This is a genomic window from Aeromonas sobria, assembly GCF_000820145.1.
GTDB lineage: Bacteria > Pseudomonadota > Gammaproteobacteria > Enterobacterales > Aeromonadaceae > Aeromonas > Aeromonas sobria.
In genome coordinates this window covers 17,760-42,969 of record NZ_CDBW01000022.1, presented here as the reverse complement: position 1 = coordinate 42,969, position 25,210 = coordinate 17,760, and the positions used below count along the sequence as shown (strand labels likewise).

The following is a 25,210-nucleotide window of genomic DNA, read 5'->3' as shown; positions in this document are numbered from 1 at the left end:
GGGCGTGGCGCGACGAACGCGGTGTTATCCCATGATTTTTCGTCATTTTTGAGATGAATGGCTACTAATTAGCCGTGGCTGGTGGCATCTTGGTCGGTGATGATCAGCAGGCTGGATAAGGATATCCGAAGTGATAGCACAAGGAGGGGTAGCGTTGAGTGAAGAGGGCCGGGTATCGGCAGAGGATGTCGCGGGTGAGGCCCGTCGTGCTGAATGGGCCGCGACGCCAAACCCGCCTCTTCATGGTGGTGAACGTGCCCGTTTGCAGGCTGAAATAGCTGCCCTGAAGCGTGACAATAACCTGCTGCAAGAGAAGCTCAATGCCGCCCTCGATGGCACCGGTATCTGCCTCTGGCAGGGCTCCATTCCCACCGGTGAGCTGCGGGTATTCAATCTGCAGAACTTCCAGGCCGGAGATATGGCCCCTCATTTCGATCTGTGGAGCGCCAAGCTCCATCCTGATGATCGTAGCCACACCCTGACCCACTACCATAACCACCTGCAGGGGCTGACTCCCTGCTATGAAGCCGAATATCGCACCGTCAGCCCGGAGGGCGAGATTACCTGGCTGTGGGATCGGGGGCGAGTCGTCGATTGGGATGGTGACGGCAAGCCGCTGCGGATCATGGGTTCCCACATCGATATCACCCAGCGCAAGGCGTATGAGCTACAGCTGGCAGAGCGAGCCAACAGCGATGCCCTGACCGGGTTGCTCAACCGGCAGGGATTTGGCAAGGCCTTCAAGCAGTTAAAGCCGCAGGGGCCAAGGGCTTTGCTGTTTATCGATCTGGATGATTTTAAAGGGATCAATGACCAGCTGGGTCACGCCTGTGGCGACCGGGTGCTGCAGCAGATCGCGCAGTGGTTGCGGCGCATCATGCCGACGTCGGCACTGTGTGGCCGCTACGGTGGCGATGAATTTGTGGTCCATCTGCATCATGAGGTATCGAGTCACACCTCGGCCCAGTTGGCCGATGTCCTGATCAGCGAGATACAGCGTTATGTGCCGCAACCCGACTGTCCGCTCCGGGTCGGGATGAGCATCGGCATTGCTCTATGGGAGGCCGAATTGTCGTTAAGAGAGGTGCTGGATGTGGCGGACAGGGCCATGTATGAAGCCAAGGCACGGGGAAAACGGGCCTGGCATCTGCTACATGCTTGATTGAGCCATTCGGCTGACCATCACATAACAAAAACCCCAGCCGAGCTGGGGTTTTTGTTATTCGCCTTTGGCGCCGAACTGCTGTTCGAGCTGAGCCAGCTTGGTTTCGAGGGCGGCCAGTTTTTCCCGGGTACGCAGCAGCACCTTGGTCTGCACGTCGAACTCTTCGCGGCTGACCAGATCCAGCTTGCCCAGCTGGGCTTGCAGTACCTGACGCATCTTCTTCTCGGCCTCTTCACCCATGCTACGAATGCCGGGCGGCAGGGAGTTGTGTACCTGCTTGGCGATCTCTTCCAGTTTCTTCGGGTCGATCATGACGTTCTCCTTAAGCGTTGGCTGACATTCTACCGACAATTCCCTCACTTTGCCGAGATCGCGGCGGCTTTTTAGTCGTGAAGGCGAGCGCTGTCTGGTCGGGTCTGGTTAATCCTCCGCTGTTGTTACCCTTGCGCCCCTTTGTTGACGTAAAACCTTGATTCTCGCCACAAACCTGAGCAGAAGATGACCAACGCGAGTCTCGTTGGTTGTTGGTTTTATGTTAACTTCTTGCAGTCGAAGTGGTGAATGCTTCGTTGGCTTGTGATGGACAACAACCTATAAAGAGAACAAAAAATGAAGAAGAAGCTAATTTATGCAGCCGTTGTCAGCGCCCTGCTGGCCGGATGTGGGGGAGATGAAAACAAGGGCGATACCACCAGCTCCCTCGACTATGCCCTGAGTGGCGCCAGCGGCCTCCGCCCGAGTGTGCTGGCCCCCCGAGCCAGCGACGGCACCCTGAAGTTTGCAACAGAGACGCAGGATCTCTCCAACCCAGTGTCTGCGCTCTCCACCCTGGATGGCTGGTCTACAACGCAACCTATCCAGCTGGTACCGGCGACCGTGACCGGTGTATCTGTGCCGGCACCGGCGGCCAGCGAGTATGCCTCTGCCGTTGCGCCACTCTATCTGCTCGAGCTGGTGTTGGATCCGGTGACTCAGCGACCCGTCGGGGTGAAGAACAACAAGCCTCTGACCTATGGCACCGACTTTGTGGTGAGCGATGGCGGCGGCAAACTCAATCTGGTACCGCTCAAGCCGCTCAATCCCTCTTCTTATTACATGATCGTGGCGACCGACTCCCTTAAGGACAGTCTGGGGACACCGCTGAAAGCCGGTGGTGATTACAGCAGCTTCAAATCGACAGCAGGCAGCAGCGCGCAGGATCAGGCCATCAACGGTCTGATTACGCTGCAGGAGGGGCTGTTCAAGGAGGCCACCGGGATCACCAGCGATCGGGTGATCTTCTCCGACTGGTTTGCCACCCAATCTGGTCCTGATGTGCTGCTGGCGGTGAAGAGTGCCGCCGCTGCCGTGCTGAAGAGCCTGAGTCTGGACGCCGCATCGCTGTGGAAACAGGATGCCAAAGGCAATACCAGCTTGCCGGCAACCTATACCATCAGCGGCCTTAATGGCGGCGTGGATTTCCTGACCCAATTGGCCGGTGAGCCGTTCCTGCCTTCAGATCAGAAGAGCTTGTTGGCAACCACTATTGCCAACAGTACGCAGCTTACCGCTGTCGCCAACCAAACCAAGGTTTACACCGGCACCGTCAAGCTCCCTTACTTCCTCTCAACCCCAGCGATAGCCGGTTCCTGGGACAAGGCCAAGACCCAATCCTGGCACGGTGCTATTCCCAGCCTCTATGCCATCGCCAACGCCCTGAAAGCGGGCGATACCGAGGTGATCGGTGGACTGGTCGGGGCGGGTGTGGATCCGGCGCTGCTGGGTGAGATGATGGCCGACCCGAGCCGTCAGAGTGCACTGCTGACCGAGGCGAGCAAACTGATCGGAGTGACTATCACCTCTGGCGGCAAGCCGCTGGATGCCGAGCGCAATATCGGCCGCTTCAACCCGCTGCCGACCCTGACCGAAGTGCAATCGGTACCGCTGCGGATCTTTGCCGCCACACCGCTCAATACCATTACCGATGTGATCATCTATCAGCACGGGGTCACCTCCATCAAGGAGAACGCCTATGCGCTGGCGCTGGGGCAGATTGGCGCAGGTTTGAGTGCCAGTAAAAGTGTCGCAGTGGTGGTGATCGATCATCCGCTGCACGGTGAGCGTGGTTATGCCCTGAGTGGCAGCAAAGATACCGTCACCACCTCCGAAAACCCGACTCCTTACCTGAATCTGGGCTATCTGACGGTGGCGCGGGACAACCTGAAACAGAGCGTGGCCGATTTGCTGGGGCTGCGACTGGCAGTCGGTCTGGCCAATGCCAGGGGGCTGGGTGGCCAACTGGGCGGTGCCGGTCTGAAGGTGCATTTCCTCGGCCACTCGCTGGGGGCCATTGCCGGAGCCAATCTGCTGGCGGTAGCCAATCAGACCACCGGCAGTGCCCAGGCTGATGCCCTGTTCAAGTTTGATACCGGTGGTCTGGCGATGCCGGGTGGCGGTATCGCGCCGCTGCTGCTCAACTCGCCGAGCTTCGGGCCGACCATCAAGATGAGCGTACTCACCTCGGGCAGTCCGGAGCTGAAAGCGGGCTTTACCGCCTATGCACCGAACTGCAAAACGGCTGCCGCTAACTGCTTCGTCAACGAGTTCCTGCCCAGTCTGGATGCGGCCACGCAGGCGGGTGCGGCGAGCACCTTGCAGAGCTATACCTTTGCCGCCCAGTCAGTGCTGGACTCTGCCGACCCGATCAATCTGGGCAGTGGCGTCGCCAAGAGCTTCCCGCTGTTCGCCACCGAAATTGTTGGCGATGGTGCGCTCAGCTTGCCGGATCAGGTGATCCCCAACAGCATCGCCTCCGCGCCGCTGGGTGGCACCGAGCCGCTGTTCCGGGTGCTGGGTTTGCAAGAGCTGAAGGGTTCCGGCGTGCTCCCGGCAGGTCACCATGCTGCACGCTTCCTGAAAGGGGGCCATAGCTCGCTGCTGGCCCCTGACGAGAACTTCGATCAGGCTGGCGCGGTCACCACCGAGATCCAGACCCAGTTCGCCAGCTTCTTTATGAGTGGCGGTGCGGTGGTTAAGGTGAGCGACGACACCCTGATCAAGCAGTAACTGCCTGGCGTGTAAAAAAACGCCGCCCTTCGGGGCGGCGTTCTCGTTTATGCAGGCGGCTTGCACATCTCAGGCAGGTTGGTGATTTCTATCCAGCCAGCCTTGCAGCAGGCCGACCAGCAGGCCGACCAGCAGGCCGACCAGATGAGCCATATTGGCGGTTTTGGCACCGAGCATGTCGAAGAAACCGAGCACCAGCCAGAACAGCATAAAGCCCATCAATGCCGGTGGCAGGGTCAGGCCACAGGTCGGTTTCAGCTTGCTGCGCAGCCAGCAGTAGCCGAGCAGGGCATAGACCACACCAGAGAGGCCGCCAAACAGCGGGCCGCTGACGAAGAACTCGGCGATATTGGGCAAGGCCGCCCCGATCAGCAGCAAGATCAGCAGCTTGCCGCTGCCAAGACGTTGTTCGATCTGGCCCCCCAGATACCACCACCACAGCAAGTTGAACACCAGATGGAGCACCGAGAAGTGGATAAGGGCGGGGGTGAAATAGCGCCATGCCTGCCAGTCGGTGAACTGGGTCAAGGTCGGGTGGAACGCCAGCTCATCGTAGATGGGCAGGCCGATGGCATCGATCCCGTAGATGGCCAGACAAGCGATGATCACCACCAGGGTCAGTGGCCCTGCTTGATGGAGAAAATCGGTGACCGGATCCATCATCCCCTTGCTGTAGTCAATGCGGGCATTGGCTTGGCCAGACTGCCAGGAGGCTTCCAGATAGCGCGGGTGGTTTGGTTCAGTCAGGAAGCGCTTCACCTCCAGCTGGGCTTGGGCGAGGCGCTGCTCGTCCGCCAGCCAGATGGTGACCCCCAGCTCTGACTGGGTCAGTTCGCAGGAGATGCCCAGGGTCGCCAGATAGTCCACCAGCGCCTGCGCCATGCGGGCGTTGTCGAGCACCAGCAGCTGGATCATGCCTCGCCTGCCTCGATGGGAAACTCCCGGCGCCACGCCTCGAAGCCGCCATCCATGCTGTAGACCTCGTCATAGCCCTGTTGCAGCAGATACTGGGCCGCCCCCTGACTGCTGTTGCCGTGATAGCACATCACTATGACCGGGGTATCGAAATCCACTTCATTCATAAAGTGCACCAGGGAGCCGTTGGTGAGGTGATAAGCGCCGACCGCATGGGCCGTTTCGAACGATTGCGGGTCGCGAATATCCACCAGTCGAGCATCACCGGCGCTCAGTTTCTGGTGAGCATCATGGGCACTGATATGGGCAAACTGGTCCATTGAAATGTCCTGCGAATAGGTTGATTGCCGGTCAGTGTACCGCAAGCCGGGGCGCAAACTAACCCCACAAAAGATAAGGGAGCCAGCGGCTCCCTTGTCGTTATGTCAGCGCCGTTCCAGGCTCAGCCACCGAGATAAGCCTGCCGTACGGCCGGGTTGGCCAGCAGGGCGGCGCCCGTGTCTTGCAGCACCACGTGGCCGTTCTCCAGTACATAGCCGCGGTCGGCCAGTTTGAGCGCCTGGTTGGCGTTCTGCTCCACCAGAAAGATGGTCATCCCCTTCTGGCGCAGCTGCTCTATGGTGTCGAAGATCTGCTGGATGATGATGGGGGCCAGCCCCAGCGAGGGTTCATCCAGCAGCAGCAGGCGCGGTTTGCTCATCAGGGCGCGGCCGATGGCCAGCATCTGCTGCTCGCCGCCGGACATGGTGCCCGCCCGCTGTTGCAGCCGTTCGTGCAGCCGCGGGAACAGGGTGAACACCTGATCCAGCAGGGCGGGCTGTTCGGCCTTGTCGACAAAGAAGGCCCCCATCAACAGGTTCTCCTCCACCGTCAGGCGGGCGAAGATGCGGCGCCCTTCCGGCACCACGGCGATATCCTTGCGCATGATGCGGGCGGTGGTGAGGGAGCTGATCTGTTCACCTTCAAACCAGATGGAGCCGCTGCTGGGCTTGGGTTCACCACAGAGGGTCATCAGCAAGGTAGTCTTGCCAGCGCCGTTGGCACCGATCAGGGTGACGATCTCCCCCTCTTTTACCTCGACGCTGACATCGTGCAGCGCCTGAATTTTGCCGTAGTGGGTCGATACGTTGCGAAGTTCTAACATCGTGACTCCTAATGCCTATGCCTACGATTCGCCCAGATAGGCTTTGATCACTGCCGGATTGTTGCGGATCTCATCCGGCTTGCCGTGGGCCAGCGGTGTGCCCTGATTGACCACGAAGATGCGGTTGGAGATGCCCATCACCAGCTTCATATCGTGCTCGATCAGCAGCACAGAGACGCCGAATTCGTCCCGCAAAGAGGTGATCAATTCATCCAGCTCGTCGGTCTCTTTCGGGTTGAGGCCTGCAGCCGGTTCATCCAGCATCAGCAGCTCGGGCCGGGCTGCCATGCAGCGGGCGATCTCGAGGCGGCGCTGCTGGCCGTAGGCCAGATTGCCTGCGGCGCGGTTGGCAAGATCCGTGAGCCCCACCTTCTCCAGCCAGAATGCGGCTCGCTCCAGCCCCTCTTGCTCCGCCCGGCGAAAGGCCGGGGTCTTGAACAGACCGGCGATAAAGTTGGTGTTGAGGTGCTGGTGCTGGGCGACCAGCAGGTTCTCCACCGCCGTCATCTCCTTGAACAGCCGCACATGCTGGAAGGTTCGCACTATTCCCTTGCGGGCGATAAGGTGGCCGGGCAGCCCCTGGATCTCTTCACCCTTGTAGCGGATGGTGCCGCCACTCGGGCTGTAGAAGCCGGTCAGGCAGTTGAAGATGGTGGTCTTGCCCGCGCCGTTAGGGCCGATGATGGAGATCACCTCGCCCTTGTCGATATCCAGTTTGACCCCGTTGACTGCCAGCAGACCCCCAAAGCGCATCGACAGATCAGAGACTTCCAATAACTTCTGATTGGCACTCATTTTTTCAGCTCCCTATTCGATGTGGAGCAAGCCACTGCCAGCCATTCGGCCACATAGCGCATCGACAGATCAGAGACATCTATGAACTTCTGATGTGTACTCATTTCTTCAACTCCAGATGCGGACGGGTCATCGGCAGCAATCCTTGTGGCCGCCAGATCATCATGAACACCATCAACAGGCCGAACATCAGCATGCGGTACTCGTTGAATTCACGGGCCAGCTCCGGCAGCACCGTCATCACGATGGCGGCCAGCACCACCCCGATCTGGGAGCCCATGCCCCCGAGCACGACGATAGCGAGCACTATGGCCGACTCGATAAAGACGAAGGATTCCGGGCTGATAAAGCCCTGCCGCGAGGCAAAGAAACTACCGGCGAAACCGGCAAAGGTGGCACCTATGGTGAAGGCGGTCAGCTTGATGATGGTGGGGTTGAGCCCCAACGACTTGCAGGCGATCTCGTCTTCCCGCAGCGCTTCCCAGGCGCGGCCGAGCGGCATCCGCAGCAGACGGTTGATGACGAACAGGGTCGCCACTACCAGCAGCAGCGCCATCAGGTAGAGGAAGATCACCTTGTGGTTGGCGTTATAGGTGATGCCAAAAAATTCGTGGAAAGTCTCCCAGCCGCCATCCTTGACGGTGCGGTTGAACTCCAGCCCGGCCAGAGTCGGTTTCGGGATGCCGGAGATCCCGTTCGGGCCGCCGGTCAGGGAGGTCATATTGTTGAGCAGGATACGGATGATCTCGCCAAAGCCCAGGGTGACGATGGCCAGATAATCCCCCCGTAGCCGCAGCACCGGAAAGCCGAGCAGGAAGCCAAAGGTGGCGGCCATCATCCCGGCGATAGGCAGGCACTCCCAAAAGCTCAGACCGAAATAGGTGTTGAGCAGGGCATAGCTGTAAGCGCCGACCGCATAGAAGCCGACATAGCCGAGATCGAGCAGCCCCGCCAGACCCACCACCACGTTCAAGCCCAGCCCCAGCATGATGTAAATCAGGGTGAGGGTAGCCAGATCGATGGCACCGCGCGAGGCCATAAAGGGCCAGAGTACCGCAAACAGCAGCACCAGCACGGCAGTGGTGTTATAGAGCCGAGGCGCCTCTTCCTGACTTGGCAGCACCAGCTTGGTGAAGCCGACCGAGAAGCCACTGATGGAGGAGTGGAACAGCCGACTGATCTGGCCGCGCATCAGCTGGAACCAGAACACCAGGGTGGCGCCGCCCAGCAACCAGGCCAGCGACACATCGAGACGACTGACGATCAGTAATTGACCCCCCTCAGACTCAAAACGAAAGCCGAGCAGCCAGAAGGAGAGCACCAGTAACACCAGACTGGCGATGCTGGCGTGGATGAATTGGCTTTTCATGCCTTCACCTCCGAACGTTGCGGGCGGCCCCGGGTGCCGCTGCTGGGCAGAGAGATCCCTATCAGAGTGGTGATATCTGCATGAGTGAATGGATGTTTCATCATACTTTTTCTACCTCCGGGCGGCCCAGAATGCCGGTGGGCATAAACAGCAGCACAAAGATAAGCAGGGCAAACGCCATCACATCCTTGTATTCGGTGCTGAGATAACCGGCGGTGAGCGCTTCAACCACCCCCAGCAGCAGGCCGCCAAGCACGGCGCCCGGAATGCTGCCGATGCCACCCAATACCGCCGCCGTGAAGGCTTTCAGACCGGCCATAAAGCCGAGGTAGGGGTTGATGACGCCGTAATACATGCCGAGCAGCACCCCGGCGATGGCGGCCAGCGCGGCCCCCAGCACGAAGGTGATGGAGATGACCACGTGGGTGTCGATCCCCAGCAGGTTGGCCATCTTGATATCTTCCGAGCAGGCGCGGCAGGCGCGGCCCATGCGGGAGCGGTTGATGAACTGGGTCAGCGCCAGCATGGTGATAAAAGTCACCACGAAGATGATCAGCTGCATATAGGAGAGGCTGGCCTGAAAACCATCCTCGCCCCCCAGGGTCCAGCCACCGGAGATCAAGGTGGGCATGGCGATATCCCGCGAGCCCTGTGCCATCCGCATCATGTTCTGCAAGAAGATCGACATGCCGATAGCGGAGATGAGGGGGATCAGCCGGTTACCACCGCGCAGCGGCCGGTAGGCGACCCGCTCGATGCTCCAGCCATAGGTGCCGGTGATGACGATACTGACCAGGAAGGCGCCCCCCAGCAGTAGAAAGGTGCTGTCGATGCCCATCATCATGAGCCCCGCCATCACCATGAAAGCGACATAGGATCCGATCATGTAAACCTCGCCGTGGGCGAAGTTGATCATGCCGATGATGCCATAGACCATGGTGTAGCCGATGGCGATCAACGCATAGGTGCTGCCTATGGTTAATCCGTTCAGCAGCTGCTGAACCAGATAAAGGAGGTGTTCGGACATACTGCGTTCCCTGTACTTGCCCGCAAAGAGAGGAGGGGGTGAGTGAGGCTCACCCCCAAATCGGCAGATTATTTGACTTGGCTGGAGGTACCGTCAGCGTGCCACTGGAACACCCCGAATTCGAAGCCTTTCAGGTCACCGTTCGGTGCCCAGTTCAGGTTGCCCATCACGGTATCGATAGGGGTTGCCTTGATGGCGGCTGCAACGGCGGCCGGGTCATCTTCACCCGCTTTGGCGATACCGGCTGCCAGGGTTTGCACCGCAGCATAGGTAGTCCAGACGAACGGACCGGAAGAGTCCTGACCCTTGGCCTTGAATGCCGCAACCAGCGGGGCGTTGGCAGGGACCAGATCGTACTTGTTCGGCAGGGTGACCAGCAGTCCTTCGGACGCTGGGCCGCCGATGGCGGAGATATCCTTGTTACCCACCCCTTCCGGGCCCATAAACTTGGCTTTCAACCCTTTCTCGGCAGATTGGCGCAGGATCAGCCCCAACTCCGGGTGATAGCCGCCGTAGTAGACGAAATCGACGTTCTCTTTCTGCAGCTTGGCGATCAGGGCGGAGAAGTCCTTGTCACCGGCGGTGATCCCTTCAAAGGCCACCACTTTGACGCCCGCCTTGTCGAGCGAGGCCTTGACGCTGGAGGCGATCCCTTCGCCGTACTGCTTCTTGTCGTGGATAACAGCGACGCGCTGGGGTTTGACCTGCTCGATGATGTACTTGGCGGCAGTCGGGCCCTGATCGCTATCCAGACCTATGGTACGCAGGGTCAGCTGGTAACCGCGCTCGGTGATCTTGGGGTTGGTGGAAGCCGGGGTAATCATCAGGATCCCCTCGTCTTCATAGATGTCGGAGGCGGGCAGGGTGTTGTCGGAACAGAGGTGACCGACCACGAACTTGACGCCGTCGTTCACCACTTTGTTCGCTACTGCCACCGCTTGCTTGGGGTCGCAGGCGTCGTCATAGACGATCGCCTCAATCTGCTTGCCAGCGATGCCGCCAGCCTTGTTGATCTGCTCTACCGCCATCTTGCCGCCGGTGAACTGCATGTCGCCGTATTGAGCGACCGGACCAGTGACCGGACCGGCGATACCGATCTTGATGGTGTCTGCTGCATTGGCGATGGAAATCGATCCAAACAGAGCCAAAGAAACCGCTGCGCTTACTGTTATTTTGCTCAACTTATGCATTGATTCGTCCCTTAATCAGTGAATTATTTCATTTCCGTACCTTGTTCCGGATCTTGATCCCACATGTCCGGCAGTAGATAAGGTTCTATCATTCCTCACGGGACAATAACAAGCTGTTAAAGATACTAACCAGAGGGGGTTGGATGGGGGTATTTTGAAACTAATGACCCGTTATTTTTGTTGGTTTAGAATTTAATATTGATTTTGTCTCTTAACATCTTGGCAACGAGTTGCTGGTTGGTGAAATGCCAGAGGATTAATCTGGTGATAATTTACCCTGATGGCGCTCCCATTTTGACCACAATTAATTTGCGCAAATACAAATGGGCGCATAGATTAGCCAGCATTGACAATTCCGTGGCCGAGCCCGTTAAAACCAAGCCTTTATTCGGGAAATCTGCTAATGTTCCGCCTTTGACAGTCAGGAGACTGAGATGGCCACTATCAAGGATGTCGCCTCTCGCGCAGGCGTATCCATCTCCACCGTCTCACATGTGCTCAACCACACTCGGCGGGTCAGCGAAGACGCGACCCAGAAAGTGATTGAGGCGGTGGCAGAACTCAACTACGCGCCCAACTCGGTAGCGCGCAGTCTAAAAATCAATTCGACCAAGACCATTGGCATGCTGGTGACCACCAGCGTAAACCCCTTCTTTGCCGAAGTGGTGCAAGGGGTCGAAGCGTACTGCTTCGAACAAGGCTACAGCCTGATCCTCTGCAACACCGAAAACCAGCCGCCCCGCCAGCAGCATTACTTGAGAATGCTGATGGAAAAACGGGTGGATGGCCTGCTGGTATTGGGTACTGATATCGATACTCCGTTGCGCGATATGTTGCGCATCCACAAACATGTGCCACAGGTGGTGCTGGATTGGGGTACGGAGTGCGATTTCGCCAACGTGATCAACGATAACGCTCGCATCGGTGCCGGCATGGCTGTTCGCCATCTGCTGGAACTGGGGCACACCGATATCGTCTGTATCACTGGTCAGGTCTCTAAAGAGACCACCCAGCAGCGACTGGACGGGGTGCGCGACGCCTTGGGCGAGCACGGTCTGACCCTCAAAGATGAACAGATCTTTGAAGGGGATTACGAGAGCCAGAGCGGCTTCGATGCCATGCAGCGTATCCTGGCCTTGCAGCCCCGGCCGACCGCGGTGTTCGCGTTCGACGATCCGATGGCAATCGGGGCTATCTGTGCCGCTTGGGAAGCCGGGGTCAAGGTGCCTGATGACATCTCTGTGATCGGCTACGACGATGTGGCGATGGCCCGCTTCTCCAGCCCGCCGCTGACCACCATCCGCCATCCCAAGGCCGAACTCGGTCTGCTGGCGGTCAAGCATTTGGTCAGCCGGATCCGCAACAAAGAGCTGGATGTCGAGTCAATGACGGTACAGCCCGAGTTGATCATCCGTCGCTCGGTCAAAGCGCTGGGTTAATCACACCTCTATTGCCCCAATGAAAAACCCCCTCTGTCACGAGGGGGTTTTTGTTTATGGGCGGTTTACTTCAGTTCCGGCCAGTAGGCTTTGTTGGCCTCAATCAAGTCATCGAGAATGGACTTGGCCACCGAGGCACTGGGCACTGTCTTGGAGAGGGTGATGGCTTGCCACAGCTTCTGGTAAGAGTGCTCGGTCCAGGCTTCGACCACCAGTTTCTCGACCGCTACCTGCTGGCCCATCAGGCCTTGCTGGAACAGCGGGATGCTGCCCACCTGCAACGGCTCAGGCCCGCTACTGCCGACCAGACAGGGGATCTCGACCATGGCTTCCGGGTCGAAGTTGGGGATGGCGCCTCGATTGGGAACGATCAGCAGCATCCGCTCCTGGGTGTTGAAGGCGATAGCGGTTGCCAGGTCAACGATATAGGAGGCGTGCTCATCGATCTCCAGCTCGCCAGCCGCTGAATTGCCTGCCTTGACGATCTCGGTACAGGCAGTGAAGACCTGCTTCTCGCGGTGCTCCATCACCTCGTTGGCGCGGGTGTGCTCCGGGTTGGAGTGGGCCACCACATAGTCCGGGTAGAGGTAGTACTTCAGATAGGTGTTGGGCAGGGTATCCGGGTCGAGCGCCCACACATCCTTGGCCTTGGCGAAGGTATCGTTCCAGCTTGCTTCGGCATGGCTGGCGCTGTTGGGCACATAGCCGTGGCGGGCGACGTGCTCCTTGATCTTCGGCATCAGGTCGTTGCCTTCCAGATCTTCGATGCGGGTCCACCAGCCGAAGTGGTTGAGGCCGTAGTAGCGTACCCGCATCTCTTTACGGGATTTGAGGCCGGCAATCTGGGCCATGCGCCCCTCGATCCCGATCGGCATGTCACAGATGTTGAGAATTTTGGCATTGGGGCGCAGGCGACGGGTCGCTTCCGCCACAATGGCTGCCGGGTTGGAGTAGTTGAGCATCCAGGCATTGGGGGAGTACTGCTCCATATAGTCGACCAGTTCCAGTACACCGCCGATGGAGCGCATGCCGTAGGCGATACCGCCCGGGCCGCAGGTCTCCTGACCGACCACACCATGACGCAGCGGGATCTTCTCGTCCAGCTCGCGCATCGGATATTTGCCAACCCGGATATGAGCCATGACGAAATCCACATCGCTAAACGCTGCTTTGGGATCGGTGCCATAGCTGAAGGCGATCTCGGGAGCCTTCTCTTTCAGCAGGATTTTGCAGGCTTCGGCGATGATCTCCTGACGGGCACCATCGTTGTCGTAGAATTTGATCTCCTTGAGCGGGAAGCGATGCTGATTTTCCAGCAACATCAGAACGATACCAGGAGTAAAAGTGCTGCCACCACCGGCAATGACTACAGAGAATTTTTTCATGATCATGACTCCATTACTAAAGACGATTGTTGATGACTGTTGTTCATAATCGATTCCATATTTTCACGTACCTGAGGTACATGCAGACCGATAATTACCTGGATACTATCGCCATGGCGGACGACCCCATGGGCACCCAATTTAATAAATTCCTCATCTGCAGCAGCCAGCTTGCTGTTAACCAGCGATATTCTTAACCGGGTGGCGCAATTATTCAGGCTGTGTATATTGTTGGCACCGCCAAGCGCTTCAATAATTTGTACTGCACTATCACTGCCACGTTGTTTTTTGGCTGCCTGATAATCTGACTTGGAATAAAGCTTTATTTCACTGTCTTCCCGCCCCGGTGTTTTCAGATTGAGCCGGATAATCAGCGCACGGAATACCAGGAACCAGATTCCGGTAAAGACCAATCCGATAGCGATCTGGGTGAACATCATTCCCGCATGGTTGTGGAACATGGGTATCCAGTTCTGCGGCAGGAACTGGTCGAGCAGACCACCGCCCATGTTGCCGACTACACCAAACAGGTACATCACAGTCGACATGGTGGCTGCCAGCAGGGCGTGGATGGCAAACAGCAGCGGCGAGATGAAGAGGAAGGTGAACTCCAGCGGCTCTGTGATGCCGACCAGAATGGCGGTCAGGGTGGCCGGGATAAGCAGGCCTGCCACCTTGGTCTTGTTCTCTTTGGCTGCCGTTGCATAGATGGCAAGGGCAATCCCCATGGCACCGAAAATCTTCGAGTTGCCATGCAGGGCAAAGCCACCCTGGGGGAACTGCTCAATCAGTGGGCGGGTGTTCTGGCTGAACTCCAGCATGTGCTGTGCCCAGTAGAGCTGAATGCCACCTTCCACTGCCGCAGGGCCGAAGATGAAGGGGCCGTAGATAAAGTGATGCAGGCCGGTCGGGATCAAAATCCGCTCGAGGAAGGTGTATACCCATACCCCGACCGGCCCCGAGACCAGCATGAAATTCTGCAGGGAGGCGATACCCATCTGCACTTTTGGCCAGCCGAGCAGGGTCAGCCAGGCGCAGGGGATCATCACGAAGAAGGCGACGATAGCGACAAAGGAGCTGCCCTGAAAGATACCGAGAAAGACTGGCAATTGGCGGTCAAACAGCCGGTTGTGCAGCGCGGTCACTAAGCCGGAGATGACGATGGCGCCTATGATGCTGGTATCCAGGGTCTTGATCCCCGCCACCATGGCTAGGCCGCTTTCACCGCCCACATCCTGACTGAAGTCGACCCCAAAATAACTGCCCCAGGTCATCCCCATGGCGTTGATGAAATAATTCCAGGTCATGAAACTGACCAATACTGCCAGACAGGCTCTGGCAGGTGCCTTATTTGCCAGACCAATAGGAAGACCAATCGCAAATATTAGCGGCATATTTCTGAATACAGTCCAGCCACCTTCTTCAATAATATGAATGATCTGGAAAAATAATCCTTGCGGGTTTGCCAGTGCTTCACCGACAAACATCGGGTTTTTCAGCATAATTGCAATGCCTACTACCATACCTGCAAAAGGAAAAAGCAGGACTGGAGTGAACATTGCACCGCCAAAACGTTGAATTTGACTGAGCATATATTGTCCCTTGGTTTAAATGGCTAATCGAATCCTTGCCGGTGTTGCCAGATGCAAATTAGCAGCGATAAAAAGAGACCTTATGAAATATCTTGGAATTATGTGATCTGACGCATGCAGTTATTTATACAAAGATGTCTAACTTTTGAGATATTGTTGTACCTCTTCATTCTGTGATGTTATTGCAGCTTTTGTTGAAAGGTAAGTTATTGTTTTTAAGCTTTTTTACCACTTTTTTCAGAATGAGTTGGCTGGCGTTGTGACAACAGGAGATGTCTAGCAGTGATCTATAAATCGGTAGCTGATCGACTCAGGATCAGGGTAAATGGTGCCGAGTGTCGGGTGGGGGATGTGTTGCCGGGCGAAAAAGCGCTGGCAGAACAGTATGGCGTGTCCCGCATGACCATCCGCAAAGCGGTAGACATGTTGATCGAGTGGGGACTGGTCGAGCGGCGCCACGGCAGCGGCACCTATGTGACGAAAAAGGATGTCCAGCATGAGACCAAAGGGCTGAGCGGGTTTACCGAACTGATGCGTGAGCAGGGACGCACATTGACCAGCCAGGTACTGGAATTTCGCACCATGCCCGCGCCACCAGCCATCGCCAGTCAGCTGAGGGTGAAGGTCAATGAACCCGTCTACTACTCCAGCCGGATCCGCTCGGTGGATGGTCGGGCGCTGCTGCTGGAGGAGAGCTACATGCCGGTCAGGTTGTTTCGCAATCTGTCGGTCGCCCATCTGGAAGGGTCCAAATTCGACTACATCGAACGGGAGTGCGGGATCGCGATTGCGGGTAACTATGAGTGTTTCAGCGCTGTGCTGGCGGATCGGGCCACTGCCGAGCTGCTCCATATCGAGCAGGGGGCGCCAATCTTGCGCCTGACCTCCCTCTCCTATAGCGAAGATGGCGAGTTTCTCAACTACTCCATCATGTTCCGCAATGGCAACGACTACCATGTCGACTACCACCTGCACCGGTTTCGTTAATCCGCTCGCCAGCCTGCTGGCTGGTTATTGCCGGGATGCCGGGCCTCTCGCGAAGCAGGACATAGCCCCTTATCCGGTGAATATTCCACCTGTTTGAGCCACCTCCCTTTATCGGGTGCATAAACCCGCGAACCATGGCGACGACCTCTCTACCACCCGGCTGGCGGTGGTCGAGGTGAACCGCAACCATCAACCGGTCGGCGGGCTGGAGACCGGTCAGGGCGGCACCGGGATCCGCGGTGTGGTGCCGGTCACCTTCAACGGTCAGCCGGTCGGCTCGGTGGAGTTTGGCCGCGTCCTCGATGCTTCGCTGTTTGCCGATCTGCTGGGCAAGGACAGTCGGCTCGCCATCTATCTGTTTGAACAGGGAAAACCCGTGATGCTGACCGGCACATCCATGCTCGGCGAGTCGGCGGACTGGTATCAGGGGGTACTGGCGGGAGAGAGCCGCTTCACCACCATCAAGCAGCAGGGGAGCGATTTTCTGGTGATGGCGGCGCCGCTGCACGACTTCTCCGGCAAGGCGGTCGGGGTGATCGAGCTGGCACGGGATCACAGCGTGGTTGCCGCTGCGTTGGCGCGTCAGAGTTGGCAGATGGTGATGATCGCGCTGCTCGGCACCGCCCTGATTGCAGTTGCGCTGGTGCTGCTGCTGGCGCGTCTTAGCCGCCCGCTGCTCGACAGCGTCAAGGCGCTGGAGGCGCTGGCCAACGGCTCCGGCGATCTTGGCAGCAAGCTGCCGGTGGCGGGGCCGGAGGAGATCCGCCGCCTCGGGTCGGCGTTCAATGTCTTCGTTGCCAAGATCCGCGACACCATCAGCCAGCTCACCACCACCTTGGGCGAACTGGCTGGCGAGAGCGAGCGGCTGTCGCGCAGCGCGGCGGGTAACCTCAGCAGCATGACGCGCCAGCAGGAGCAGACCACCCAGCTCGCCACTGCCATGACCGAGATGACCAGCACGGTGCACGAAGTGGCCCACAACACGGTGCAGGCGGCCGAGGCGGCCAGCGAAGCGGACAATCAGGCAGTCACTGGCGATGAGGTGGTGCAGCAGAGTGTCAGCATGATCGAACAGCTGGCCGAGGAGATCGCCAGCGCGGGCAACACGGTGAGAGAGGTCGCCAAGGCCAGCGAGCAGATTGGCTCGGTGCTGGCGGTGATCCAGTCCATCGCCGAGCAGACCAACCTGCTGGCACTCAACGCCGCCATCGAGGCGGCCCGGGCCGGTGAACAGGGGCGCGGTTTTGCGGTGGTGGCCGACGAGGTGCGCTCGCTGGCGGGCCGCACCCAGCACTCCACTGCCGAGATCCGCGGCACCATCGAGCAGCTACAACGGGCGGTGGGCGCGACGGTGACCATGATCGAGCACAGCGTCTCGCAGGCGGGGGAATCAGTGGAGCGGGCCAATCAGGCGGGGGATGCCCTCAGCCGGATCAAGGGGGCGGTCAACAGTATTCGCGACATGAACGCCCAGATCGCCACCGCCTCGGAGGAGCAATCCTCGGTGAGCGACGAGATAACCCGCAATATCGTCAGCGTCCACGAGATCTCTCAGGCCACCACTCTGGTGGCGCGGGACACCGCCCAGATTGCCACCCATGTGGCGACGCTGGTGGACAAGCTGGGGGAGCTGGCCGGGCAGTTTCAGGATGGTTCCAACGTGCAGATGGTGCTGACCCGCGCCCGCGCCGCCCATCTGGGCTGGAAGACCCGGGTGCGCGCCTATCTGGATGGGCAGGAGGGGTTGTCGCGCAGCGAAGCGGTCAGTGACAAGGAGTGCCGTCTCGGCCGCTGGTACTTCAGCGAAGGGGCATCCTGCTGCAGTTCACAACCGGCCTTCAAGGCGATCGCCACCCCCCACGCCAGGCTGCATCAGGTGATCCAGCAGGTCATCGAGCTGAAAAATCAGCACAAGCACGCAGAGGCGGAGGCCCTCTACCGGGAGATCGAGCACAACTCCGAGAAAGTGGTCGGTTGCATCGATCAGCTGTTGCGGGAGATGACCCAGCCGGAGCGTTAATCACGCTCGGGCCGGATAGCCAAAGGGCTGACAGCGATGTCAGCCCTTTTTGATGGTGCTGGTCAGGGGCGCGAGGTTACTGCACCGGGTGCTGATCCTGATAACGGGCGGCAGTGATGAACTGGCCGAAGGTTTCACACCAGACGATCACGCTGCTGTAGCGGGCCGGATCGACCGTGGCGGGCAGCGGCACGATAAAGTTGTCGAAGGTCTTCACCGGCCCGACCCGCACCATCTGATCCTTGAGGCGGGCAAAATCGGCTTCGGTCTCGACAAACTCGGGGGAGAGGTAGAGCTGGTAGTCGGGTCCGGGGGCCAGCTTGCCCATCAGACTGATGGCATCCGGCCCTATGCTCACCTTGCCTTCCCCCCAGTGCAGCCGATCGCTGTCTTGCAGATCCCGGCGAAAGGTGCCGTGGAATCTGGCTTGCTGCTGGCTGGCCGCCACCAGCTCACTGCCGGGGGCAGAGGGCGCGATCAGGATTGGCAGGGTATAGACACCGGCGGCAAAGCCTGCCGCCGCGACCAGCAGATGGGTGCCCAGCAGCAGGGCCATGGTTTTGCGTTTCATGATATCTCGGTCGTTGATGAACAGGAGTCAGCATCATAGCAGTGGCACCGATGGGCCCGCTTGTCGTCCGGCGCAATGGAGCAGGATGTTTGCGCAGCACTGGCCGCGCGAAAATCGACCGCTCCTTAAGCTCCGGTACAAGGGGGGGGCGGGATAATGGCTGCCAGCGCCGAGCTGGTGGCCGGATTTGGCTCCCGCCGCTGACAACCCTGCGCCAGTTGCCGAACGTGGAATCGAAAGAGTGAAACCGACCAATAAATCCCTGCTGTCCATGCCTGAACGCCAGATCCCGCAGATGCCGTCTGACGAACCCGAGGCCATGCCGCCCGCCGAGCCAGCGCGTGAGGCACCCTGCGAGCCGCCCATCGCGCCTGCGCTTGCTGAGCTGCCGCTCCCCTCGTTTCCATCAGGCACCACTTCACTGTCAGCTCCGCCGATTGTGGTGGTGCCGGTTACGCAGCCACTGCCTGCTCGCGCCAGCAACAAGCTGGTTGGGGCGCTGATCTGTACCAGCCTGGCGCTGGTGGCCTCGCTGGTTTTTATTGCCCGCTTGCACCTTGCGGCACTTCCTCTGGTGGTCAACGAACCGCAGCCATTGGCTGAGTTTGGCGTGGCCGCCATTGATCAGCCCGCCCCTCTCTATGCCATGGAGCTGGCCTTTCCGCCGCGGGAGACCACCATCCCGCTGCCGGTAGCAGTTCCTAGCCAGAAGCCAGCCAAGCTGAAGATCGGCGTCTACAAACAGGCGGATAACGTCGAGAAGTGGCGCCGCTGGGCGCGCCAGCAGAACGTCACCTTCGAGGCGGTGAAAAAGAACCGCGATGGCGAGCCCCACTACGTCCTTTATTTGTGCGAACAGGACCCGGCACGGGTCGATCAGCTCAAGCTCGACGTGGCCCGCATCAGCGGCGAAACCCCGCTGCTGGTACGGCGGGCATCCTCCGCCAGTATCTAGCGAGCAATGAACCCCGGTTGAGTGGGTTGGTGACGATGTCAGTCATCAGCCAGATGATTATTTGTGTAGAAAGGTGGGCGCCCCGGATTTCCGACCGGCATGCACCATATTTCACCGCCTTATGTAGGTTCGATTAGCGCAGCGTAATCGGACGATCGAGAGGCGTTGATTGCGGTTGTTGCCGTGAGTCAGGGTTGGCCAGCCGGAGGGGAAATGCGGGTGGCCGTTATAGCGGGAGAGTTGATTTACGCGAATGTCCGATTACGCCTATCGGCTAATCGAACCTACGATATATGTCACCTCCAGTCAGGAGTTACTCTGTCTTTATATACAGCTGTTTTTTTACCACTTCTTAAATACTCAATAACTCCAATGAGTTCTTTTGAAAAATCTATTGATGTCTCTAAAGAAAATGGAAGGCTATGCCTAAACCCTATATCTAAGCTGATTAGTTTTAACTTATAACCATCGACTTCTAAATAAGCATCATCATAATGATATGTTTTAGTGAAATCACCATATACCTCTTTATATTCAGCGGTTAGGTCGGTTTCTAATTGATGGATAGATGTTCTAGTTAGTGCTCTTTTATCATTAATATATATTTGATCATTTCTAGAGTGGTGAACTAATGGTTTAGTCACATCAATATCAGTGTTTGCTAATATCCATTGTCCATCTAACTGTGGGATGATTTGGTATATCTTGACAGGAGTATTTATCTGAATGTTAAAGCCTATCTCTCGGAGGTATGGAGTTCCATCGTCAGCAACCCAATCATTTTCACATTGCTCCCTTACGATAAGAAGCTCAACACCTTTACGTTCTGCTTTTATCTTAGCTCCGGACTGATATCCAATCTTAGTTGCAAATATAGGGTATATGTTTGGAATGTCAGAAATCTTACCAATTAAAGCATCAATTTTTTCGATACTGATTTTTTTGTTGTAATCTTTACATTCAATAACGCTTTTGTATTTTATTCCACCTAGGTCATATTCCCAGTAAAGATCAAATTCACGTTCGATGCCATTGTTGTCCGTGATGATTCTATTCTTCTCTATAGTGATATTTTTAATTTTCAAATATTCTTCTGAATTCAAAATGGCCTGCTGAAGTCGCCCTACAAATTCCTCATATTGCTTTCCATTGCCCATAATTAAACCCATAAAGATAATGAATGATATTAATGTACAATCAGGGTTGGTAAGTGTAAATAAAAAAGGGGGCCCCAAGGGCCCCTTTAGTATAATCGTGGTCAAAATCACTGCAGTAGGGAGATATCCGCGACTTGCAGGAACAGGTTGCGCAGGTTGTTCAGCAGCGCCAGACGGTTGGCCTTGAGGGCTTCGTCGTCGGCCATCACCATGACTTCGTTGAAGAAGGTATCGACCGGCTCGCGCAGGGCGGCCAGACGGGTGAGGGCAGCCTGATAGTCACCGGCAGCGAACAGCGGGGCCAGTTCGGCTTGCAGTTCGGCAACCTGGGTGGCCAGCGCCTTCTCGGCGGCATCGACCAGCAGTTCCGGTTTGACGGCAGTCGGCAGTTCGCCTTCAACCTTGGCCAGAATGTTGCTCACCCGCTTGTTGGCGGCAGCCAGAGCCAGTGCGGCATCCAGAGTGCGGAAGTGGCTGACGGCCTTGACGCGACGATCGAAGTCGAGGGGACGGGTCGGGCGGCGGGCCAGTACGGCCAGCACCACGTCGGCACCGATACCTTCGTCCTGATAGGCGGCGCGGAAGCGGCCCAGCATAAAGTCGACCACGTCGGTGACGACGGTTTGGTTGGTCAGCTTGTCGCCGTAGACACGTACCGCTTCTTCCACCAGTTCAACCAGATCCAGATCCAGCTGCTTCTCGGTCATGATGCGCAGGGCACCGATGGCGGCGCGACGCAGGGCGAACGGATCTTTGTCACCCTTCGGCAGCATGCCGATGCCGAAGATACCGGCCAGGGTGTCGAACTTGTCGGCCAGCGCGACGGCACAGGCTTCCAGAGCGGACGGCAGGGCATCACCGGCAAAGCGCGGCATGTACTGCTCGTTGAGGGCCACGGCCACCACTTCGTCTTCGCCATCGTGACGGGCGTAGTGCATCCCCATGACACCCTGGGTGCTGGCGAACTCGCCGACCATGTTGGTCATCAGGTCACACTTGGAGAGCAGACCGGCACGCTTGGCCTGAGTCACGTCGGCACCGATACGCTCGGCGATAAAGCCGGCGACGGTCTCGATGCGCTCGACCTTGGCCTTGACGGTGCCCAGCTGCTGCTGGAACAACACGGTTTCAAGGCGCGGCAGGCGGGAGGCCAGGGTCTGCTTGAGGTCGGTCTTGAAGAAGAACTCGGCGTCAGAGAGACGGGGGCGAACCACCTTCTCGTTGCCGCTGATGATCTGGCTCGGGTCTTTGGACTCGATGTTGGTGACGAAGATGAACTTCGGCAGCAGTTTGCCGTTCTTGTCGTAGACCGGGAAGTACTTCTGGTCACCCTTCATGGTGTGCACCAGCGCTTCAGCGGGAACGGCCAGGAACTTCTCTTCAAAGTTGGCGGTCAGCACCACAGGCCACTCGACCAGTGCGGTCACTTCTTCCAGCAGGGCGTCGTCCAGATCGGCAACGCCACCGAAGGCGGCAGCGGCCGCTTCGGCGTCAGCCTTGATCTTGGCCTTGCGCACCATGAAGTCGGCAACCACTTTGCCTTTTTCCAGCAGGATCTGCGGGTACTGGCTGGCGTTGTCGATGGTGAACTCGGGCTCGCCCATAAAGCGGTGACCGCGAATGGTGCGGGCAGAGTCGATACCCAGAATGGTGGCGGGAACCAGATCCCCATCCAGCAGCAGGGTCACGGTGAACACCGGACGCACGAACTGGATGGTCTTGTCGCCCCAGCGCATCATTTTCGGGATGGGCAGCTTGGCCAGTGCAGCAGCGACCAGTTCGCCCAGCAGCTCTTTGGCCGGACGGCCTTCGACCTTGGCGGTGTGAACCAGCCATTCACCCTTGTCGGTGACCAGACGCTCGGCCTGAGCAACTGTGATGCCGTTGCCACGGGCCCAGCCTTCGGCAGCCTTGGTCGGCTTGCCTTCAGCATCGAACGCCTGAGAGACAGCCGGACCGCGCTTCTCGACGCTCTTGCTCGGCTGCTCGCCAGCCAGCTCGCTCACCTTGAGCGCCAGACGGCGCGGTGAGGCAAACCACTCGACACCGGCGAAGGCCAGATCGGCCTTGGTCAGTTCGTTTTTGAGGTTGTCGGCAAAGGCTTCGGCCAGGGAGCGCAGGGCTTTGGGCGGCAGCTCAGCAGTACCGATCTCTACCAGAAATGTATGTTGTGCCATGTCCGTTCCTTAACCTTGCTGCTCGTTGCTGTCACGACGCTGGCGCTCTTCGTCGCTGCGCTTGCACATGGGGAAACCCAGCGCTTCGCGGGAGGCGTAGTAGGCCTCGGCCACGGCCTTGGTCAGGGTGCGAATGCGCAGGATGTAGCGCTGACGCTCGGTGACCGAGATGGCCTTGCGGGCATCCAGCAGGTTGAAGGAGTGAGCGGCCTTGAGGATGCGCTCGTAGGCAGGCAGCGGCAGCGGTTTTTCCAGTGCCAGCAGGTGTTGGGCTTCCTTCTCGTACTGCTCGAAGCAGTGGAACAGGAAATCTACATCGGCGTGTTCGAAGTTGTAGGTGGATTGCTCCACTTCGTTCTGGTGGAACACGTCGCCGTAGGTGGTCTTGCCCAGCGGGCCGTCAGACCAGACCAGATCGTAGACGCTGTCTACGCCCTGAATGTACATGGCCAGACGCTCGAGACCGTAGGTGATCTCGCCGGTAACCGGTTTGCACTCGAGGCCGCCAACCTGCTGGAAGTAGGTGAACTGAGTCACTTCCATGCCGTTGAGCCACACTTCCCAACCCAGACCCCAGGCACCCAGCGTCGGGTTTTCCCAGTTGTCTTCCACAAAGCGGATGTCGTGGATTTGCGGATCCAGACCCAACTCTTGCAGCGAGCCGAGGTAGAGCTCTTGAATGTTGTCGGGGGAAGGCTTGATGATCACCTGAAACTGGTAGTAGTGCTGCAGGCGGTTCGGGTTTTCACCGTAGCGGCCGTCGGTAGGACGGCGGGACGGTTGCACGTAAGCGCAGGCGATGGGCTCAGGGCCCAGTGCGCGCAGACAGGTCATGGGGTGGGAAGTACCGGCACCCACTTCCATATCCAACGGCTGAATAATGGTACAGCCCTGGCGGGACCAGTAGTCCTGCAGCTGCAGGATCAGGCCCTGAAAGGTTTTGACATCGAATTTTTGCATAATTTTTTTTCGCGCGAAGTGAAAATCAGAGCAAGATTTGCTGAATGTGAACCGAGGGAGTATACCGTCTGGCATGGTCGGATAATAGGCGAAATTGCTGGGGATTCGCGAGATGGCGCCCCGTTATGGCGGGTTAGCGGCGGGTTGGCGCCGGATGTTCACGGGATGATCTGCCCACGGGGTGGGAGGATATCGGGTATCAGTGAGAAGAGAGGAGATAGCCAAAGATGAATGAGATGGAACTGCGTTGCGCCTGGGTGACCAGTGATGCGGAATATATTGCGTACCATGACCAGCAGTGGGGCCGGCCGGTTTATGACCCCCGCGAGCTGTTTGCCAAGCTCTGTCTCGACGGTCAGCAAGCGGGCTTGTCGTGGCTCACCATCCTCAAGCGCACCGGGAGCTATTACCGCGCCTATGCCGACTTTGATCCGGTGCTGATCGCCAGGTTCGACGAGCAGGATGTGGAGCGGCTGATGCAGGACACCGGCATTATCCGCAACCGGCTCAAGGTGCAGTCGATCATCAGAAATGCCCGCGCTTATCTGGCGTTGCAGGAGCAGGGCATCGACTTTGCCGATTACCTGTGGACCTTTGTCGGCGGTGCTCCCATGGTCAACCAGCGTCAGGGCAACGGCGATATTCCGGCGACATCAAAGGAGTCAGATGCCATGGCGAAGGCGCTCAAGAAGCTCGGCTTCAACTTCGTCGGCAGCACCATTTGTTACGCCTTTATGCAGGCGGTGGGAATGGTGAACGATCATCTGGTCAGCTGTCCTTGCCTCGAAGAGTGTCAAAAGACACCACACTAAGCCTCTTTGTTGCATCCGGTTCAGTCGGTATACAGTGATGGGCGTTCAGAATCTCGCTCCCAACTTAAGGAGTCATTCATGTCTTTCATCACTGTTCGCGGACGCACTTGTCGTGCCCTGATCCTGGCTTGTGCCACCCTGTTGACCTCACTGCCTGCCTTGGCTGTCAAAGAGGCGCGCGATATTCGTCAGGATGGTCGTAGCGACGCGCGTGACGTTCGTCAGGATAGCTACAACGGTCATCAGGATGCCCGCCACGATGCCCGTGATGTGCGTCAGGATGGCCGCCCGCAAGCCCGCGATACCAAGCAGGATTGCCGTCAGGAAGAGTACCTGAACAACGTCGACTGCCGTCAGGACAAGCGCCAGTTCAAGCAGGACGTACGTGAAGAGGCGCGGGATATCCGCCGCCGCTGATCCTCGCTTCATGGTAGCGGCGCCCGATGTGGCCAACCGCTGGCAGCAAAACAGTGTGACATGAAAAAGGCTCCCGATGATGGGAGCC

22 protein-coding genes and 1 pseudogene are annotated in these 25,210 nt (G+C 58.1%); 9 read left to right on the top strand and 14 right to left on the bottom strand.

Features of this window, described 5'->3' with window-relative positions:
- The first annotated feature begins 130 nt into the window (after positions 1–130).
- A complete protein-coding gene (locus BN1135_RS11210) occupies positions 131–1,162 on the top strand; it encodes a sensor domain-containing diguanylate cyclase (RefSeq protein ID WP_223290125.1) in 1,032 nt (343 codons plus the stop codon).
- A gap of 57 nt (positions 1,163–1,219) precedes the next feature.
- Here BN1135_RS11210 and ubiK read toward each other — a convergent pair whose 3' ends face one another.
- On the bottom strand, positions 1,220–1,477 hold the full coding sequence (gene ubiK, locus BN1135_RS11205) for a ubiquinone biosynthesis accessory factor UbiK (RefSeq protein WP_042021104.1): 258 nt from the start codon (positions 1,475–1,477) through the stop codon (positions 1,220–1,222).
- 297 nt (positions 1,478–1,774) lie between these two features.
- On the opposite strand from ubiK, the gene BN1135_RS11200 reads away from it, so the two are divergent.
- Positions 1,775–4,210, top strand: a complete 2,436-nt coding sequence (locus tag BN1135_RS11200) for a VolA/Pla-1 family phospholipase (RefSeq protein WP_042021102.1) — start codon at positions 1,775–1,777, stop codon at positions 4,208–4,210.
- A 69-nt stretch (positions 4,211–4,279) separates the two neighbouring features.
- Here the strand turns inward: BN1135_RS11200 and glpG are convergent, their stop codons facing one another.
- From glpG to BN1135_RS11165, 7 genes are all read right to left on the bottom strand, one after another.
- A complete protein-coding gene (gene glpG / locus BN1135_RS11195; protein ID WP_042021100.1) occupies positions 4,280–5,125 on the bottom strand; it encodes a rhomboid family intramembrane serine protease GlpG in 846 nt (281 codons plus the stop codon).
- Entirely contained in the window at positions 5,122–5,445 is a 324-nt protein-coding gene (gene glpE / locus BN1135_RS11190) for a thiosulfate sulfurtransferase GlpE (protein WP_042021099.1), read from the bottom strand. The genes glpG and glpE overlap by 4 nt, the downstream gene beginning before the upstream one ends.
- Before the next feature lie 122 nt (positions 5,446–5,567).
- Positions 5,568–6,269, bottom strand: a complete 702-nt coding sequence (locus BN1135_RS11185) for an ABC transporter ATP-binding protein (protein ID WP_042021096.1) — start codon at positions 6,267–6,269, stop codon at positions 5,568–5,570.
- A 21-nt stretch (positions 6,270–6,290) separates the two neighbouring features.
- Positions 6,291–7,064, bottom strand: coding sequence for a high-affinity branched-chain amino acid ABC transporter ATP-binding protein LivG (gene livG, locus BN1135_RS11180; RefSeq protein ID WP_042021094.1), 774 nt, complete (start codon positions 7,062–7,064; stop codon positions 6,291–6,293).
- A gap of 100 nt (positions 7,065–7,164) precedes the next feature.
- Positions 7,165–8,433, bottom strand: a complete 1,269-nt coding sequence (locus tag BN1135_RS11175) for a high-affinity branched-chain amino acid ABC transporter permease LivM (protein ID WP_042021092.1) — start codon at positions 8,431–8,433, stop codon at positions 7,165–7,167.
- Positions 8,434–8,533: 100 nt separating this feature from the next.
- Positions 8,534–9,460, bottom strand: a complete 927-nt coding sequence (livH, locus tag BN1135_RS11170) for a high-affinity branched-chain amino acid ABC transporter permease LivH (protein WP_042021090.1) — start codon at positions 9,458–9,460, stop codon at positions 8,534–8,536.
- Positions 9,461–9,528: 68 nt separating this feature from the next.
- Positions 9,529–10,650, bottom strand: coding sequence for a branched-chain amino acid ABC transporter substrate-binding protein (locus tag BN1135_RS11165; protein ID WP_042021088.1), 1,122 nt, complete (start codon positions 10,648–10,650; stop codon positions 9,529–9,531).
- A 434-nt stretch (positions 10,651–11,084) separates the two neighbouring features.
- Here BN1135_RS11165 and BN1135_RS11160 point away from each other — a divergent pair, with 434 nt between their 5' ends.
- Complete coding sequence (locus tag BN1135_RS11160; protein WP_042021087.1) at positions 11,085–12,089, top strand: substrate-binding domain-containing protein; 1,005 nt, start codon at positions 11,085–11,087, stop codon at positions 12,087–12,089.
- 65 nt (positions 12,090–12,154) lie between these two features.
- On the opposite strand, the gene BN1135_RS11155 is transcribed toward BN1135_RS11160, so the two are convergent.
- Positions 12,155–13,480, bottom strand: a complete 1,326-nt coding sequence (locus BN1135_RS11155) for a 6-phospho-alpha-glucosidase (RefSeq protein WP_213391093.1) — start codon at positions 13,478–13,480, stop codon at positions 12,155–12,157.
- Positions 13,477–15,066, bottom strand: a complete 1,590-nt coding sequence (locus tag BN1135_RS11150) for an alpha-glucoside-specific PTS transporter subunit IIBC (protein ID WP_042021084.1) — start codon at positions 15,064–15,066, stop codon at positions 13,477–13,479. Before BN1135_RS11150 ends, BN1135_RS11155 begins: the two co-directional genes overlap by 4 nt.
- Before the next feature lie 282 nt (positions 15,067–15,348).
- On the opposite strand from BN1135_RS11150, the gene BN1135_RS11145 reads away from it, so the two are divergent.
- The 3 genes and pseudogenes from BN1135_RS11145 to BN1135_RS11140 all read left to right on the top strand — a co-directional run bounded on the left by BN1135_RS11145 (position 15,349) and on the right by BN1135_RS11140 (position 18,073).
- Positions 15,349–16,053, top strand: coding sequence for a GntR family transcriptional regulator (locus tag BN1135_RS11145; protein WP_042021082.1), 705 nt, complete (start codon positions 15,349–15,351; stop codon positions 16,051–16,053).
- A gap of 109 nt (positions 16,054–16,162) precedes the next feature.
- Positions 16,163–16,594 (top strand): annotated as a pseudogene (locus BN1135_RS22555) (cache domain-containing protein); the annotation flags it as partial.
- A 54-nt stretch (positions 16,595–16,648) separates the two neighbouring features.
- Positions 16,649–18,073, top strand: a complete 1,425-nt coding sequence (locus BN1135_RS11140) for a methyl-accepting chemotaxis protein (protein ID WP_317624013.1) — start codon at positions 16,649–16,651, stop codon at positions 18,071–18,073.
- Positions 18,074–18,149: 76 nt separating this feature from the next.
- On the opposite strand, the gene BN1135_RS11135 is transcribed toward BN1135_RS11140, so the two are convergent.
- On the bottom strand, positions 18,150–18,644 hold the full coding sequence (locus tag BN1135_RS11135; protein ID WP_042021081.1) for a DM13 domain-containing protein: 495 nt from the start codon (positions 18,642–18,644) through the stop codon (positions 18,150–18,152).
- Positions 18,645–18,885: 241 nt separating this feature from the next.
- On the opposite strand from BN1135_RS11135, the gene BN1135_RS11130 reads away from it, so the two are divergent.
- Entirely contained in the window at positions 18,886–19,599 is a 714-nt protein-coding gene (locus tag BN1135_RS11130; RefSeq protein ID WP_042021080.1) for a hypothetical protein, read from the top strand.
- Positions 19,600–19,895: 296 nt separating this feature from the next.
- Here the strand turns inward: BN1135_RS11130 and BN1135_RS11125 are convergent, their stop codons facing one another.
- From BN1135_RS11125 to glyQ, 3 genes are all read right to left on the bottom strand, one after another.
- Positions 19,896–20,756 carry a restriction endonuclease gene (locus BN1135_RS11125; protein WP_042021146.1) on the bottom strand — a complete coding sequence of 287 codons (861 nt, stop codon included), beginning with the start codon at positions 20,754–20,756 and terminating at the stop codon, positions 19,896–19,898.
- Between the two features lie 107 nt (positions 20,757–20,863).
- Positions 20,864–22,933 carry a glycine--tRNA ligase subunit beta gene (gene glyS, locus BN1135_RS11120; protein ID WP_042021078.1) on the bottom strand — a complete coding sequence of 690 codons (2,070 nt, stop codon included), beginning with the start codon at positions 22,931–22,933 and terminating at the stop codon, positions 20,864–20,866.
- Positions 22,934–22,942: 9 nt separating this feature from the next.
- A complete protein-coding gene (gene glyQ / locus BN1135_RS11115; RefSeq protein ID WP_042021076.1) occupies positions 22,943–23,893 on the bottom strand; it encodes a glycine--tRNA ligase subunit alpha in 951 nt (316 codons plus the stop codon).
- 236 nt (positions 23,894–24,129) lie between these two features.
- Between glyQ and BN1135_RS11110 the strand changes: the two genes are divergently transcribed.
- Positions 24,130–24,705 (top strand): DNA-3-methyladenine glycosylase I, encoded by a 576-nt coding sequence (locus BN1135_RS11110; RefSeq protein ID WP_042021144.1) that lies wholly within the window; start codon positions 24,130–24,132, stop codon positions 24,703–24,705.
- 78 nt (positions 24,706–24,783) lie between these two features.
- The gene (locus tag BN1135_RS11105) at positions 24,784–25,122 is read left to right on the top strand and encodes a hypothetical protein (protein ID WP_042021073.1); all 339 of its coding nucleotides are present in this window, start codon (positions 24,784–24,786) and stop codon (positions 25,120–25,122) included.
- Positions 25,123–25,210 lie beyond the last annotated feature (88 nt).

Coding starts and splice junctions, on each gene's coding strand:
- ubiK (WP_042021104.1), bottom strand. CDS start 1,477: ATGATCGACCCGAAGAAACTGGAAGAGATCGCCAAGCAGGTACACAAC.
- BN1135_RS11200 (WP_042021102.1), top strand. CDS start 1,775: ATGAAGAAGAAGCTAATTTATGCAGCCGTTGTCAGCGCCCTGCTGGCC.
- glpG (WP_042021100.1), bottom strand. CDS start 5,125: ATGATCCAGCTGCTGGTGCTCGACAACGCCCGCATGGCGCAGGCGCTG.
- glpE (WP_042021099.1), bottom strand. CDS start 5,445: ATGGACCAGTTTGCCCATATCAGTGCCCATGATGCTCACCAGAAACTG.
- BN1135_RS11185 (WP_042021096.1), bottom strand. CDS start 6,269: ATGTTAGAACTTCGCAACGTATCGACCCACTACGGCAAAATTCAGGCG.
- livG (WP_042021094.1), bottom strand. CDS start 7,064: ATGAGTGCCAATCAGAAGTTATTGGAAGTCTCTGATCTGTCGATGCGC.
- BN1135_RS11175 (WP_042021092.1), bottom strand. CDS start 8,433: ATGAAAAGCCAATTCATCCACGCCAGCATCGCCAGTCTGGTGTTACTG.
- livH (WP_042021090.1), bottom strand. CDS start 9,460: ATGTCCGAACACCTCCTTTATCTGGTTCAGCAGCTGCTGAACGGATTA.
- BN1135_RS11165 (WP_042021088.1), bottom strand. CDS start 10,650: ATGCATAAGTTGAGCAAAATAACAGTAAGCGCAGCGGTTTCTTTGGCT.
- BN1135_RS11160 (WP_042021087.1), top strand. CDS start 11,085: ATGGCCACTATCAAGGATGTCGCCTCTCGCGCAGGCGTATCCATCTCC.
- BN1135_RS11155 (WP_213391093.1), bottom strand. CDS start 13,480: ATGATCATGAAAAAATTCTCTGTAGTCATTGCCGGTGGTGGCAGCACT.
- BN1135_RS11150 (WP_042021084.1), bottom strand. CDS start 15,066: ATGCTCAGTCAAATTCAACGTTTTGGCGGTGCAATGTTCACTCCAGTC.
- BN1135_RS11140 (WP_317624013.1), top strand. CDS start 16,649: ATGGTGATGATCGCGCTGCTCGGCACCGCCCTGATTGCAGTTGCGCTG.
- BN1135_RS11135 (WP_042021081.1), bottom strand. CDS start 18,644: ATGAAACGCAAAACCATGGCCCTGCTGCTGGGCACCCATCTGCTGGTC.
- BN1135_RS11125 (WP_042021146.1), bottom strand. CDS start 20,756: ATGGGCAATGGAAAGCAATATGAGGAATTTGTAGGGCGACTTCAGCAG.
- glyS (WP_042021078.1), bottom strand. CDS start 22,933: ATGGCACAACATACATTTCTGGTAGAGATCGGTACTGCTGAGCTGCCG.
- glyQ (WP_042021076.1), bottom strand. CDS start 23,893: ATGCAAAAATTCGATGTCAAAACCTTTCAGGGCCTGATCCTGCAGCTG.
- BN1135_RS11110 (WP_042021144.1), top strand. CDS start 24,130: ATGGAACTGCGTTGCGCCTGGGTGACCAGTGATGCGGAATATATTGCG.
- BN1135_RS11105 (WP_042021073.1), top strand. CDS start 24,784: ATGTCTTTCATCACTGTTCGCGGACGCACTTGTCGTGCCCTGATCCTG.